The 14,158-nt window shown below is 69.5% G+C and carries 13 protein-coding genes; 2 read left to right on the top strand and 11 right to left on the bottom strand.

What is annotated here, in order from left to right:
* Positions 1-28: 28 nt before the first annotated feature.
* The 10 genes from ACF8O7_RS12900 to ACF8O7_RS12945 all read right to left on the bottom strand — a co-directional run bounded on the left by ACF8O7_RS12900 (position 29) and on the right by ACF8O7_RS12945 (position 11,522).
* On the bottom strand, positions 29-919 hold the full coding sequence (locus ACF8O7_RS12900) for a DMT family transporter (protein ID WP_046984933.1): 891 nt from the start codon (positions 917-919) through the stop codon (positions 29-31).
* Entirely contained in the window at positions 916-1,911 is a 996-nt protein-coding gene (locus tag ACF8O7_RS12905; protein WP_199959230.1) for a LysR family transcriptional regulator, read from the bottom strand. Before ACF8O7_RS12905 ends, ACF8O7_RS12900 begins: the two co-directional genes overlap by 4 nt.
* Positions 1,908-2,888: a quinone oxidoreductase gene (locus tag ACF8O7_RS12910; RefSeq protein ID WP_013800704.1), complete on the bottom strand. Its 981-nt coding sequence runs from the start codon at positions 2,886-2,888 to the stop codon at positions 1,908-1,910. Before ACF8O7_RS12910 ends, ACF8O7_RS12905 begins: the two co-directional genes overlap by 4 nt.
* Positions 2,889-3,019: 131 nt before the next feature.
* A complete protein-coding gene (locus ACF8O7_RS12915; protein ID WP_017405827.1) occupies positions 3,020-4,138 on the bottom strand; it encodes a porin in 1,119 nt (372 codons plus the stop codon).
* Between the two features lie 97 nt (positions 4,139-4,235).
* The gene (locus tag ACF8O7_RS12920; RefSeq protein ID WP_126310950.1) at positions 4,236-5,234 is read right to left on the bottom strand and encodes a tripartite tricarboxylate transporter substrate binding protein; all 999 of its coding nucleotides are present in this window, start codon (positions 5,232-5,234) and stop codon (positions 4,236-4,238) included.
* A gap of 46 nt (positions 5,235-5,280) precedes the next feature.
* Positions 5,281-6,369: a GTP-binding protein gene (locus ACF8O7_RS12925; RefSeq protein WP_126310951.1), complete on the bottom strand. Its 1,089-nt coding sequence runs from the start codon at positions 6,367-6,369 to the stop codon at positions 5,281-5,283.
* Positions 6,366-6,755, bottom strand: coding sequence for a hypothetical protein (locus ACF8O7_RS12930; RefSeq protein ID WP_126310952.1), 390 nt, complete (start codon positions 6,753-6,755; stop codon positions 6,366-6,368). Before ACF8O7_RS12930 ends, ACF8O7_RS12925 begins: the two co-directional genes overlap by 4 nt.
* An 8-nt stretch (positions 6,756-6,763) precedes the next feature.
* Positions 6,764-8,554: a hydantoinase B/oxoprolinase family protein gene (locus ACF8O7_RS12935; RefSeq protein ID WP_016445484.1), complete on the bottom strand. Its 1,791-nt coding sequence runs from the start codon at positions 8,552-8,554 to the stop codon at positions 6,764-6,766.
* Positions 8,551-10,647 carry a hydantoinase/oxoprolinase family protein gene (locus tag ACF8O7_RS12940; protein WP_016450909.1) on the bottom strand — a complete coding sequence of 699 codons (2,097 nt, stop codon included), beginning with the start codon at positions 10,645-10,647 and terminating at the stop codon, positions 8,551-8,553. Before ACF8O7_RS12940 ends, ACF8O7_RS12935 begins: the two co-directional genes overlap by 4 nt.
* 14 nt (positions 10,648-10,661) lie before the next feature.
* The gene (locus ACF8O7_RS12945) at positions 10,662-11,522 is read right to left on the bottom strand and encodes a fumarylacetoacetate hydrolase family protein (RefSeq protein WP_126310953.1); all 861 of its coding nucleotides are present in this window, start codon (positions 11,520-11,522) and stop codon (positions 10,662-10,664) included.
* Positions 11,523-11,677: 155 nt separating this feature from the next.
* On the opposite strand from ACF8O7_RS12945, the gene ACF8O7_RS12950 reads away from it, so the two are divergent.
* Positions 11,678-12,622 (top strand): LysR family transcriptional regulator, encoded by a 945-nt coding sequence (locus ACF8O7_RS12950; protein WP_017406769.1) that lies wholly within the window; start codon positions 11,678-11,680, stop codon positions 12,620-12,622.
* A gap of 86 nt (positions 12,623-12,708) precedes the next feature.
* Here the strand turns inward: ACF8O7_RS12950 and ACF8O7_RS12955 are convergent, their stop codons facing one another.
* Positions 12,709-13,104 (bottom strand): RidA family protein, encoded by a 396-nt coding sequence (locus ACF8O7_RS12955; RefSeq protein WP_126310954.1) that lies wholly within the window; start codon positions 13,102-13,104, stop codon positions 12,709-12,711.
* A gap of 156 nt (positions 13,105-13,260) precedes the next feature.
* On the opposite strand from ACF8O7_RS12955, the gene ACF8O7_RS12960 reads away from it, so the two are divergent.
* Positions 13,261-14,151 (top strand): LysR substrate-binding domain-containing protein, encoded by an 891-nt coding sequence (locus tag ACF8O7_RS12960; RefSeq protein WP_016445481.1) that lies wholly within the window; start codon positions 13,261-13,263, stop codon positions 14,149-14,151.
* The last annotated feature ends 7 nt before the right edge of the window (positions 14,152-14,158 follow it).

The raw sequence follows: 14,158 nt of genomic DNA on the forward strand, positions 1-14,158 counted from the left end.
ATGCCCTGCCCGCGGCTTGCGGGGCAAGCTAGCGCCCCTGGCGCGCCAGCCATACGCCGGCTGCCGTCAAGGCCATGCCCGCCAGCGCCAGGCCGCCCAGCGTCTCGCCGAACATGGCCCAGGCGATCAGGGCCGTGGCCGGCGGCGTCAGGTAGAACAGGCTGGCCACGTGCACGGCGCCGCCGCGGCGTATCAGCAGGTTGAGCAGGCTGACCGCGCCCACGGACAGCACCAGCACCAGCCAGCCCAGCGCGAACAGGAACTCGCCGCTCCAGCGCACCTGCATGGTTTCGGTGGCCAGGGCCAGCGCCCCCGTCGCCACCAGGCAGGGCAGGTACTGGATGACCGAGCCCGTGCGCAGATCAAACGAGGGGCAGAACCGCTTCTGGTACAGCGTGCCGGCCGTGATGCCGGCCAGCGCCACCACGGCCGGCACCAGCATGGCCAGCAGGGCATGGACCGGCACCGAGGCGATCTTGCCCGCCACCACCAGGGCCACGCCCGTGAAGCCCAGCGCCAGCCCGGCCCACTGCCGGGGCCGCACGGACTCGCCCAGCAAGGTGCCGGCCACCAGGGCCGTGATCAGCGGCTGCAGCCCCACCACCAGGGCCGTCACGCCCGAAGGCAGGCCGTGGGCGATGGCCGTGAACACCCCGGCCAGGTACACGCCATGCACGAACAGCCCTGACACGCCAATGTGCAGCCACTGGCGTGCCGACCGTGGCCAGGGCGCGCGCAGCACCAGGGCCACCGCCGCCATCAGCACCAGGACGATGGCATAGCGCAGCGTCAGAAAGGTCAGCGGCTCCACATAGGGCAGGCCGAACTTGGCGCCGATGAAGCCCGTGCTCCACAGCAGCACGAACAGCCAGGGAAGCAAGGCGGCCGCCAAGGCGGGCGGCGAGGGTCTTTGGGTCATGGAGCGGATGCGCAAGACGATAGGGGCGGCGCCAGTGTGTCATGCCCCGTGCGCCAGGGGCTGCGCGTGGCAAACCACCGCACCAGGCAGTCGCGCAGCGCCGTCATGGCCGCGCTGCTGAACGCCGCCGAGGGCCGCACGAAGTAGATGCCCGAGGCGCCATCCAGGCGCCATTGCGGCAGCACCCGCACCAGCCGGCCTGCGGCCATGTGCTCGCTCATCAGCCAGTCGCCGCCGGCCAGAATGCCCACCCCCATAACGGCCGCCGTGAGCAGGGCCTCGCTGTCATTGCTGACCATGGGGCCGCGCACCAGCACCGTGTGCCGGGCCTGGCCCTGAGGCACATCGCCCGATGCGCCACCGTGCACCAGCTCCCATTGCGGAAACGATTGCAGCCCCGTGAAGCCCAGGCAGCGGTGCGCCGCCAGGTCCTCGGGGTGCGCGGGCGTGCCGTGGGCCTGCAGGTAGGCGGGCGCGGCGCCCAGGATGCGCTGGTGCCCGCCCAGCCGCAGCGCCACGAGACGGCTGTCCGCCAGCCGGCCTATGCGCACCGCCGCGTCGAAGCGCTCGCCCACGATGTCCACGAAGCGGTCCGCATACTCCACCTCCAGCACGATCTGCGGATGGGCCAGCGCAAACTCGGCCAGCAGCGGGCTGAGCCAGCGCCTCCCCATCGCTGCCGGCAGCGACAGCCGCAGCCTGCCCCGCGCCTGCGAGGCGCCCTGGGCGGCCTCCTTCTGGGCATCGGCGATCAGGCCGGCCGCCTGGCGCACCTTGTCCACCAGGCGCAGGCCCTCGTCGGTCAGGTGCAGATGGCGTGTGCTGCGCTCCACGAGCCGCACGCCCAGACGGGTCTCCAGCGCGTTCAGGCGTTTGGACAGCACGGACGGATGGCGCAGCAAGGCCCGCCCCGCCGCAGCGAAGGAGCCTTGTTCATGCAGCGCCACCAGGGCCGCCAGTTCATCGGCGTGCTGGCTGTCCAGAAGGTTCATGGGGTCAGGATGATCGCACCTTGGGAGCGTCCCTGCTCCAGATCGCCATGCGCCTGCGCCACCTCCGCCAGCGCATACCGGCGCCAGACGCCGGGCACGATGATGCCGGCCGCCACGGCGGCCAGCACGTCCCGTGCGCGCTCCTGGTACTCGGCCGCCGTAGCCGTGTGCGCGGCCAGCGAGGGGCGCGTGAGGAACAGCGAGCCCTTGGCATTGAGCGTGGCCACCGAGATGGGATCGGGCAGGCCGGAGGTCGCGCCGAAGGACACCAGCAGGCCGCGCGGGCGCAGGCAGTCCAGCGAGGCGCCCAGCGTCGTGCGGCCGATGGGGTCGTAGACCACGTCGGCCTTCAGGCCCCCGGTGGCCTGCAGCACCTGGCCCGGCAGCGTGGCCGCATCGAACACGAAGACCTCGTCGCAGCCGGCCGCCCGCGCGCGCTCCACGCTGGCTGCCTTGGACACCACGCCGATCACCAGGGCGCCCAGGTGCCTGGCCCAGGCGCACATCAACTGGCCCAGCGCACCGGCGGCGCCATAGATCACGATGCGGCTGCCGGGGCCTACGGCATGGGTGGTCTTGAGCAGGTACTGCGCCGTGATGCCCTTGAACAGCACGGCCGCCGCCGCGTCGTCAGGCAGCGCATCGGGCAGCTTCACCAGGCGCTCGGCCGGATACAGGCGGGCGCTGGCATAGGCGCCCAGCGGCCCCGTGGCGTAGCCCACGCGCTCGCCCACGGCCACATTCGTCACGCCCTCGCCCACGGCGGCCACCCGCCCCGCGCCCTCCAGCCCCAGGCCCGAGGGAAAGGCGATGGCGACAGCGCCCTTGCGCTGGCTCACGTCCAGCGGGTTCACGCCGATGGCCGTCTGCTCCAGCCAGACCTGGCCGGGGCCGGGCGCCTGCACCTCGACCGGCTCCAGGCGCATGGCGTCGGGGGTGCCTGCGGCGTCCATGCGGACCTTGATCAATGGATTCATCTCGCTGCTCCGTGAAATGGGTGCAGCGTAGAAGAAGCGATTGAGGGCAGCAATAGGTCGGCGTGCAGTTCACTGCTGCATGGGGTGCAGCAATGACCACGAACCAGCGCGCACGCCGCCCACGCCGCCCGTCAGAAGTCGTGCCGGAGGCCCAGCTCGAAGGCCGTGGAAGCGCGCCCGCCAAAGTAATTGGCCGCGGCCGGATTGCCGCTGACAGCCGCACCCCCGGCAATGGCGAAGGCCGCCCCATTGCGGTTGGACATGCGGGCCGCATGCGCGTACAGCGCCGTGCGCCGCGACAGCGAGTGCACATAGCCCAGCGCCCATAGGTCGGCATCGCTGGCGCTTTGCGCCGCCGTCGCGCCCGTCTGGTCGGCCTTGACATAGCTGAGCTTGACCACGCCGCTGCCCACGGGAACGCTCATGCCCACCAGGGTGTTGACCGTGCGGTCCACGCCATGCACCCAGCGGCGCTGGGCCAGGCTGGCCTTGAGCCAACCGAAGTCGTAGGAGACACCGTAGCTCTGGTCCTTGAAATGGATGCCGCTCAGGGTGTTGCGCGTGGTGAACTGCGCGCCCGCCACGTTCCAGCCCGCGCCCGCCCAGCCCAGCCGAAAGCCGTTGCCGCGCGTCTGGCCTGCCGCCGTGGCGCCCTTCTCGCCCAAGGTGGCGATCAGGCTGCCGGACACGCCCTGCAGCCCGCCCAGGCCAGCCGGCAGGAAATACTCCACCGCATTGCTCACGCGCAGCGTGGGATTGGCAGCCTGCGACTCCGGCGCCGTGCCGAAGGCCTGGCCCAGCGCGCGGGAAGCCGTGAACGAGCGAAAGCCATTGGCGCTGCCGATGCCCAGCGTGGCAAACGGATCGAAGCCGCTCCACACCAGGTGCGTGGGCACCCAGTCCCGCCCCAGCCGCAGCTCGCCCCATTGGCGCGAGGCCAAGCTGACCGTGGAGCGCCGGTCCCAGAACGGGCCGCTGGCACCCATGGCGCCGGTGTCGGCCAGCAGGCTGCCGTCCAGGTAGAAGCCCGCGCTCAGGCCGTCGCCCAGGTCCTCCTGCCCCCGCAATACCAGCTTGCTGGTGGAGTTGGCGCCGCTGGCCTGCGAGGTGACCGTGCCCAGGCCCTGGTTGCGCACCTGCCTGACGCTCACATCGACGGTGCCCGAGATCGATACCGAGGACTGCGCGCCCGCATGCGCGGCGGCCAGCCCCAGCGAGGCGGCCAGGGCCTGGCGTATGAATACCTGCATGTTGTCTCCTTGTGATTTTTTGCTTTGCTTTGCTTTGCTCTTTGCTCTTTGCTCTTTGCTCTTTGTTTTTCTCGGGCGTGTGCCGGGGTCTGCCCGGCTACTCGGGCTTGAAGCCCGCGCCCTTGAGCAGCGCGGCGCTCTGCGCCACATCGGCGGCAATGAAACGCTTGAACTGCTCGGTGCTCTCCGAAACCGTGTCGATGCCCAGGCTCGCGAAGGCGCCGGACCTGGCCAGCTCGGCCACCGCCGCGTTGGAGGCCTGGTTCAGCCGCTGCACCCGGTCGGCAGGCGTGTCCTTGGGCGCCCACAGTCCGTACCAGGACGTGTAGGCAAACCGCGGCAAGCCGCTTTCCTGCATGGTGGGCACCTCGGGCGCCAGCGGGCTGCGCTTGCCGGAGGTGATGGCAATCGGCCGCACCTTGCCGGCCTTGGCCAGCGGCAGCACGGAGACCATGGAGTCGAGCAGCAGGTCCACATGGCCGCCGCCCACATCCACCAGCGCGGGTTGCGTGCCCTTGTAGGGCACGTACTCGAGGCGCATGCGGCCCTGCTGGGCCAGCAGCAGCGTGGCCAGGTGGCTGGGTGCGCCCACGGCGGGAATGGCCGCCGTCCACGTGCTCTTGGCGCCTGCGGCCAGCACCTCGCCCAGCTTGCTGTGGGGCAGCTGCGGGGATATCACCAGCATCAGCGGCGCCTCGCCCACGCGCGCCACGGGGACAAAGTCTGTCTGCGGGTCATAGGGCGGATGGGCCAGCACCTGCTTGGCCAGCACATGCGTGGCGGCCGAGAACAGCAGGGTGTAGCCATCGGGGGCAGCCGCCAGCACCGCGCGGCCGCCCACCACGCCACTGCCGCCCACGCGGTTCTCGACGATGACCGTCGTGCCCAGCTGCTTGCGCAACTGCTCGGCAAACAGGCGCGCGGCGCTGTCCACGCCGCCGCCCGCCACGAACGGGACGATGACCTTGACCATCTTGCCCGGCTCGGGAAAGGCGGCGGGCGCACTGGACGAGGCCATGCTGGCGATGGGCAAGGCAGCCAGCGCACCAAATAAGGCGCCCAGCATCGGCCCCTTCAGCCGTGTCAGAGTTTTCATGCTTTGTCTCCTGTTTCTTTTGAAAATGGGCCGGCCGTTGCGTGGCTCAGCCCGGGTCCTGAATCGGCGCGCGCCGCCTGTGCCTGCGCACCAGCACGCTCAGCGTGTCGTCCAGGGCCTGGGCATCCAGCCCCCGCGTGATGAAGACGATGCGCGTGCGCCGTTCGGCACCCGGCCAGCGGGGCAGCGTCTGCGGCGGGGCGAACAGGTGCTGCACGCCATGGATGACCAGGGGCTGGTCCGGATGCTCCTGCAGGTGCACGATGCCTTTGACGCGCAGCAGGTCATCGCCGCGCATGGCCGTGACCCAGTCCATCCATTCGCCGAACGCCTGCGCGGGCAGGGGCTCGTCGCGCTGCAGCACAAAGGACGAGATGCCGTCGCGGTGCGCGCCTGCCGGCGCTGTCACCGGAGCCATCAAAGGCTGGGCCATGGCCCGGTAGCCGGGTGCCTGGAGCATGCCCGCAGCGGCGTCCTCCTGCCCCGTCGCGCCTTCCGACATCAGCCGCTGCAGCAGCGCCACATGGTGGGCGGGGTCCATGCCTTGCGGCGCCTCGCCGTTGATGGCGTGCACCTGGGCCAGCAGTTGCGCAGCGGGCTGTGCGCCGCCCAGCAAGTCTGTCTTGGTCAGCAGCACCAGGTCAGCCACAGCCAGCTGCCGCACGGCTTCGGGATAGCCTGCCAGCGTGGCGCTGCCCAGCACGGCATCGACCGTGCAGGCCACGCCGGCCAGCGCATAGCGCGCCCGCACGGCGGGCTCGCCCAGGAAGGAGCGCAGTATCGGCCCCGGGTCCGCCAGGCCGCTGGTTTCGATCAGCACGCGGCGCGGCGCGCCCTGTTCGCGCAGGGCCAGGCGCTCCAGCGCCTCCACCAGATCGCCGCGTACGCTGCAGCACAGGCAGCCATTGGCCAGCAGCACCGTGTCCTCGCAGGCCAGGCTGGTCAGGTCCTGGTCGATGCCGACCGCACCGAACTCGTTGACGATGACGGCCGTCCCGTGCAGGTCCGGCAGCGCCAGCAGCCGGTTGAGCAGCGTGGTCTTGCCGCTGCCCAGAAAGCCCGTGAGCACGGTGACCGGAATGCGCTGGCCCGCCGCTTCGGCCAGGGCCAGCAGGCTGGAGAAATGCCCGCTCATGACGCCACCCCGCCCTGTACCCCGCCCTGTGCCCCACCATGCACCTCGGCGAACGAGCGCAGCGTGCGCTCCAGCCGCGCCAGCGCCCACTGCGCCACGGCCTGCGGCACCTCGTCCGAGCCCAGCGCATCGAGCAGGCCGCGCAGCGGCTGCGCGCCCTGCCCGGGTGCGGGCCGGGCACGGAACCAGGCCGCCACCTCGGGCTGCTCGCAGCGCTCGCCTCCGTCCTGCAGGTAGTCCACGATATCCAGTTCGAAGTCCTCCAGCCGCAGGCTGATGCCGCCCGCCCCGCAGGCGCAGGCACCGCCCAGGGCGACATGGCGCAGCGCCAGGGCGCACCACAGGTCCCAGAGCCGCTCGGCCTGCAGGGCGTGGTCGGAGGCCATGGCCGTGCTCACTGCCCGTCCCAGGCTACGGCTGAGGTTGCCGCGGCGGCCGACGGAGACCTGCCGCTGCGCAGCGCCTGCGTGCCCTCGTGGTCCACCTGTCCCTGGCTGTCCAGCGCCACGCGGTAGACCTCGCGGGCCACCTGGGCGCTCACATAGCCTTCGCGCACGTCCTCGGCCACCTTGTCCAGTTCGCGCGCCAGCGGGTCGCCAAAGCCCCCGCCGCCGCCCGACAGCATGCGGTAGGCATCGCCGCGTTCCAGGCGCACGTTGAAGATCTTGGCGTTGGCGTGGTCGGTCTTCCACTCGCCCTTGTGGCGCACGGCCAGGCCGTTGCCCATGGCGTCGCCGCCGCCCTCCAGGCCCCAGGGCTTGCAGTGCACGCGGTCGATGCGCGTGGTGACGGTGAAGGGCGACAGCGCCTGCACCACCATCTCCGCGCCCAGGCCGCCCCGGTACTGGCCCGCGCCGGCCGAGTCCTGGCGGATCTCGTACTTCTCCACCAGCACCGGGTACTTGGCCTCGAGCTGCTCGGTGGGGCTGTTGTGGGTGTCGCCGTCATTGATGCAGACGGTGACGGACACGCCGTCCTCGCGGCTCTTGGCGCCCCAGCCGCCGCCCAGCGGGCCGATGCCGACGATGAACAGCCGCCCGTCCTCGGGCGAGATGCCATGGATGTTGGGAAACACCAGGTCCGCATGGTGGCCCGCGATGGAGCGGTCGGGAATCGCGGGCGCCAGCGCCTTGAAGATGGTGTCGATCACCGTCATGGGGAAGGTCATCCACACGCGCATGGGATAGGGCCTCTCGGCGCTGATCACCGTGCCCATGGGCATGATCACCTTGAGCGGCCGGAAGCTCCCGTCGTTGACCGGGTAGTCGGTCGGCGTGGTGAGGCATTTGTAGGCCACCTGCGCGCAGGCGATGCCCGTGGTGAAGCCCGAGTTGTAGAAGCCGCGCACCTGCTTGGAGACGTCCGACAGGTCCACCGTCATCTCGTCGCCCTGCACCGTGACCTTGACGCGGATGGGAATGCGCTTGCCGATGTCCAGCCCGTCGTCGTCCATGAAGGACTCGGCCTCGTACACACCATCGGGAATCGACAGCGTGTTCTTGCGCGCCACGGCCTCGCTGGAATCCATGATCTGCGCGATGGCGCCGTTGACCGCATCCACGCCATAGCGCTGCAGCAGTTCCACATAGCGGCGCTCGCCCGTGGTGATGGCCGTGATCTGCGCGCGCAGATCGCCCAGGGCCCGCTCGGCCAGGCGCACGTTCATCGCGATGATGTCGATCAGGTCCTGGTTGACCTCGCCCTGGCGCTGGTACTTCATGATGGGGATCTGTATCCCCTCGCTGAAGATGTCCGTGGTGACGTTGCCCAGCGTGCCGCCCACGTCCAGCCAGTGGGCCATGCAGCAGGTGAAGCCTTCGAGACGGCCCTCATGGAACACCGGCATGGTGAACGTGAAGTGGTTCAGGTGGCTGCCGGTGGTGTAGGCATCGTTGGTGACCAGGATGTCGCCGGGCAGGATGTTCTCGTAGCCGAAATGGCGGATCTTGGCCTTGACCGTCTCCGACATGCCGCGGATGAACATGGGCAGGCCCAGGCCGATGGACACCGTGTCGCCCTCGCGCGTGAACAGGCCGACCGTGAAGTCCAGCGCCTCGTAGATGATGAGGTTGTAGGCCGTGCGCGTCAGGTTGGTCTTCATCTCCTCCGTGACGGCGTACAGGCCGTTGCGGATGATCTCGACGGTGACCGGATCGACGGGCCTGGAGTCAGTGGGGTGGTTCATGTGCGGTCGCTCCCGATGTCGATTTGCAGATTGCCCAGTTCGTCCACGCGCAGCCGGTCGCCGGGCTGCACGACGGTGGTGGATGCGTGTTCCTCGATCAGCGCGGGCCCCGCGATCTCGTTGCCCGCCAGCAGGCGCTCGCGCAGATGCACCGGCGTGTCCACCCAGCCGCTGGAGCGGAAATAGACGGGCTTGACCGTGCGCACGGAGGCACGGCTGGGCTCGGCGCTGCCGCGCTCCACGCTGTGCCTGGGCGGCTTCTTCATCGTGCCCAGCACGGTGACGCGCAGGCTCACGAGGTCGGCCGGCTCCTGCGGGGCCGAGGTGCCGTAGCGCACCTTGTGCAGCTCGTCGAACTGGCGCTTGATGGCCGAGCGGTCCCGGCCCTCGAAGAAGGCCATGGGCAGGTCCACGGTCACCGCATGCTCCTGGCCCACGTAGCGCATGTCGGCGGCGCGCTCGATCACGATGCCGTCCGGCGCGATGCCGGACTGCGCCAGCGCGGCGCGGCCCTCGTCCTCCATGCTCTGGTAGGCGGCCTCGATCTCCTCGAAGGACACCTCGCCCAGCTTGCGGAACACCGAGCGCACGTAGTCGTAGCGCAGGTCGGAGAAAAGCATTCCGTAGGCCGAGAAATAGCCGGGCGCATAGGGAATCAGCACCTTGCGGATGCCGATCTCGCGCGCAATGGCCGAGGCGTGCAACGGACCCGCGCCGCCGTAGACGACCATGGTGAAGCTGCCCGCATCCAGGCCGCGCTCGGTGGTCACGGCCTTGACGGCATGCGACATCTGCGTCACCGCGATGCGCAGGATGCCGTCGGCCGCCTCGGTGGGCTCCAGGCCCAGCGGGGTCGCCACGCGCTCGGCCATCTGGCGCTGGCAGGCGTCCATGTCCAGCTGCAGCTCGCCGCCCAGGAAATGCTCCGCGTCCAGCCGGCCCAGCACCAGGTTGGCGTCGGTCACCGTGGGCTCCAGCCCGCCACGGCCATAGGCCACGGGGCCGGGGATGGAGCCGGCGCTCTGCGGGCCCACGCGCAGCGCGTTGCCCGTCTCCACGCGGGCGATGGAGCCGCCGCCCGTGCCCACTTCGTGGATGTCCATCATCGGGATCTGTATCGGCAGGGCCTGCTCGTAGCCGCCGATCAGCGCCGAGCCCGTGGTCAGCGGCCGGCCTTCGCTGATCACGCCGGCCTTGGCCGTGGTGCCGCCCATGTCGAAGGCGATGGCATCGCCCATGCCCAGTTGCGCACAGATGGCCTGGGCGCCGATCACGCCGGCCGCCGGACCCGATTCGAGCATGCGAACGCAGCCCACCTTGGCATGCTCGACCGGGAACAGGCCGCCCGTGGACTGCACGATGTAGAAATCGCCCTCGAAGCCCTTGCCGCCCAGGTGGTTCTCCAGCTGGCCCAGGTACTGCGACACGCGCGGCCCCACATAGGCATTGGCCACGGCGGTGGACACGCGCTCGAACTCGCGGTACTCCTGCGACAGCTCGTGCGAGGCGCAGACGAAGGCGCCCGGCATCTCTTCCTGCAGGATCTGCTTGACGCGCTGCTCGTGCGCCGGATTGCGGTAGGAGTGCAGCAGCAGCACGGCCACGGCCTCCACGCCCTGCCCTGCCAGCTCGCGGGCCAGCTCGCGCACGGCCGCCTCGTCCAGCGGCTTGTGCAGGCTGCCGTCGGCGCGCAGGCGCTCGGACACCTCATGGCGCAGCGAGCGCCGCACCAGCGGCTGGTGCTTGTTGAAGAACAGGTTGTAGGCATCGGGCCGGTTCACGCGGCCGATCTCGTAGATGTCGCGAAAGCCCTCGGTGATCAGCAGCGCGGTGTGGGCGCCATTGCGCTCCAGCAGCGTGTTGATGGCAATGGTGGAGCCGTGCAGGAACAGATGGCCGTCGCGCCAGTCGATGCCCGCGCTGTCTATCGTGGCCTGGATGCCGTTGACCAGCTCGCCATGCGTGGACAGGGCCTTGCCGAACAGCAGCCGGCCGCTGGCCTCGTCGAACGCCGCCATGTCGGTGAAGGTGCCGCCGATATCGACGGCAATGCGCAGCCGGGGCCGCTGCGAAATCGCTTGTTGGTTATCCATGAAATTCTCCGGAGTCAGACGGCAGCGCTATCCGTGCCGATACGGTTGCGCAGCACGCCCAGGCCCGTGATCTCGACCTCGACCACATCGCCATGCTTCATGTACAGAGGCGGCTCGCGGCGGTCGCCCACGCCGCCCGGCGTGCCCGTGGCGATCACGTCGCCGGGCGACAGCGGCGTGAAGCGCGACACATAGGCCACGATGGTGGGGATGTCGAAGATCAGGTCGCCCAGGCTGGCCTGCTGCATCACGCTGCCGTTCAGGCGGGTCTGCAGCGCCAGGCTGCGCACGTCGGCCACCTCGTCGCGCGTGACCAGCCAGGGGCCGAAGGGCGCCGTGCCGGGAAAGTTCTTGCCGGGCGTGAACTGGTGCGTATGGCGCTGCCAGTCACGCACGCTCACATCGTTGAAGCAGGCATAGCCGGCGATGTGGTCGAAGGCATCTTCCTTTGCAATGTGGCGCCCGCCCCGGCCGATGACGAAGGCCAGCTCGCCCTCCCAGTCGAAACGCTCCGAGAAGGCCGGGCGCAGCAGCTCGTCGCCATCGGCGGCCAGGCTGTCGTTGAAGCGCAGGAACAGCGACGGGTGCTCGCTGTCGGCGCGCCGCGTCTCGGCCACATGGGTCTTGTAGTTCAGGCCCACGCAGATGAGCTTGCCGGGGTTGGGGATGACGGGCAGCGCCTGGGTCTGCGCCGCATCGACGGACACGGAGCCGGCCTGCAGGGCCTGCTCCAGCTCGCCCAGCGCCTGTGCGCGCAGCACAGACAGCAGGTCGGGATGGCGGGCGAGAAAGTCGGCGGGCGGCAGCAGGAAGCGCTCGGCCAGAACCTGCCCGTAGCGGGGCTGTCCGGCATGGATGAAGCTGGCGAGTTTCAACGGATTTTCCTTAGGTTCGGTGTCTGGAAAACCTGCCACGGCAAGGCCGCTGGCAAGGCATGACTGCACTGTAGAAATCCCGTTGATATCTGGATAGATAGAATTTCAGGCTTTCAGAATTGCCTCATCAGGCATACCTCAACCGGGTAACCACCATGCACCTGCCCAGCGTCAAGCTCTTCCTCGAGGTCTCCGAAGCCGGCAGCATCAGCAAGGTCGCGGCACGGCGGCACACCGTGCAGTCGCACATCAGCCGGCAGATCAGCGAATTCGAAGCGTCTCTGGGCGGCCCCTTGCTGCGGCGCACGGGCCGGGGCGTCACGCTGACGCCGCTGGGCGCGCGGGCCGCGCTGCGGCTGCGCAGCTGGCTGCAGGAAACCGAGCAATTGCAGGAAACGCTGCGTGCGGACGCAGGCCAGCTATGGGGCGAGGTGCGGCTGGGCATCGTGCCCTCGGCCGCGCACCCGCTGATGACGCATGTGTTCGACTGGCTGCAGCGCGAGCATCCGGGCATACGCCTGAACATCACCGAGGCCCAGGGCACGGAGCTCGACGCGCTGCTGGACAGCGGTGCCGTGGACCTGGCCATCCTCTTTCGCTTCGCGCGCCCGGCCGGCGGCGACGAGCGGCTGCTGAGCACCGCGCACAGCTATCTGGTGTCGCGCCCTGGCGACCCCTTGACCCTGGCGCCCACCACGGAGTTCGCCGCGCTCGACGGCCTGCAACTGGTGCTGCCGCGACGCCCCAGCCATTGGCGCGATGCGCTCGATGAGGCCGCGCACAGCCACGGCTTTCGGCTCGCGGCGGCGGCCGAGGCCGACTCGCTGACCGTGCAAAAGGAACTCGTGGCCCATGCGACCGGCCTCTACTCGGTGATCGGCCCGTACTCCATCGATGCCGAACTGCGCCAGGGCCGGCTGCAGGCCAGCCGCCTGGTCAACCCCGGCCTGGTGCGCCATGTGACGCTGGCCCTGCCCCGGCACGGCAAGCTCACCCAGGCCTGCCGCGTGGTGGGCGATGCCATCGAGGCATTGACGCAGGCCTGGGGGCAGCAGCTGTCGCCGGGGCCGCTGAGCACCTCGGGACTACTCGGCGGTTGAAGGAATCAGATATCGGCCCCATCGGCTCCAGTCGTTGGCCATGCACGCCGTGGCCAGGCCATCGGAACAGAACGGCCGCAACCATGTCAGCGGGCCTGGCCATCACGCACGGCTGCAATGGCCTCGATCTCGATCATGGCCGCCGGGTCGTACAGCGCCTGGATCTGGGCAATCGTGTCGGCCGGATAGGGGGCGCCGAAGAACTCGCGGCGCAGGGCAACCACCTCGTCGAAGTGGCCCATGTCAGTGACGAAGATGGTGACCTTGATCACGTCCTTCAGGCTGGAGCCGCCCGCCTCCAGCGCGCGGCGCAGATTGGCAAACGCCTGCCGGCCCTGGGCCAGGAAGCCGCCCGGCACGATGCGGCCATCGTCTCCGGCGCCGGCCTGGCCGGAGATGAACAGCAGCCCGCCAAAGCGAATGCCTTGCGACAGCAAAAACGGCTCGTAGGGGTCGGGTTGCGTGGTGACACGGTGCAGCATGGTTTCATTTCCTTCATCCATCCCCGGCAGGATCGCGCTTGGGGAATGGGTGGACGATAGGCAAGCCGGATGATTGCGACAAAGGTTCATTTGTCAGGCATAAGATGAGTTTTCCTCACCCTATTCCTCACCCGACCCTTGCGTCCTCCAGCCCTCATGCAACGCAACCAGCTGCCGCTTTCCGCACTGCGCGCCTTCGAGGCCGCCGCCCGCCTGGGCAGCTTCAAGCAGGCCGCCGACGACCTGGCCGTGACCCCCACGGCCATCAGCCACCAGATCCGCGCGCTGGAGGAACAGCTGGGCCTGGCGCTGTTCGATCGCCAGGTACGCAAGGTGGTGCTGACCGAGGCGGGCGCCCAGCTCTATCCGGTGCTGCGCGACGGTTTCGACGCCTTTGCCGCCACGCTGGAGCGCCTGCTGCAAAAGCGCCTGCGCGCCCAGGTCAGCATCTCGGCCACCAATGCGTTCACCGTGAAATGGCTGGTGCCGCGCATGGCCAGCTTCCGCGCGATGCACCCGGAGGTGGACCTGCAACTGCAGGCCTCGGACGATGTGGTGGACCTGCGCTCCCATGCCGTCGATATCGCCGTGCGCTACGGGCGCGGCCCTTATCCGGGCCTGGTGGCCGAGCCCCTGTTCAGCGACCGCTTTGCGCCCGTGGCCAATCCCCGGCTGGGCGTGCTGGGTCCGGCCGACCTGGCCCGCCTGCCGCTGATCCGCTTTGACTGGAAGACTGCGCACGCCAGCAATCCCACCTGGGAGCGCTGGTTTGACGAGGCAGGCCTGGCCTGGAATTCACCGGCGGGGCAACTGCGCTTTTCCGACGAGGGCCATGCCATCCAGGCGGCCATTGCCGGTCATGGCATTGCCCTGGTGAGCCTGGCCCTGGTGGCCGAGGACATTGCGGCCGGCCACCTGCTGCAGCCCTTCGGCCCCTCGATCACCGGCCATACCTACCATCTGGCTGTGGGCGAGCAACGCGAGCCGGGCCCCCATGTGCGCGCCGTCATGGACTGGCTCAGAAGCCAGTCCATGGCCGTGCCATAGCCGTACC

It is taken from the genome of Delftia sp. WSY_16 (genome assembly GCF_043104415.1).
GTDB classification, from domain to species: domain Bacteria; phylum Pseudomonadota; class Gammaproteobacteria; order Burkholderiales; family Burkholderiaceae_C; genus Comamonas; species Comamonas tsuruhatensis.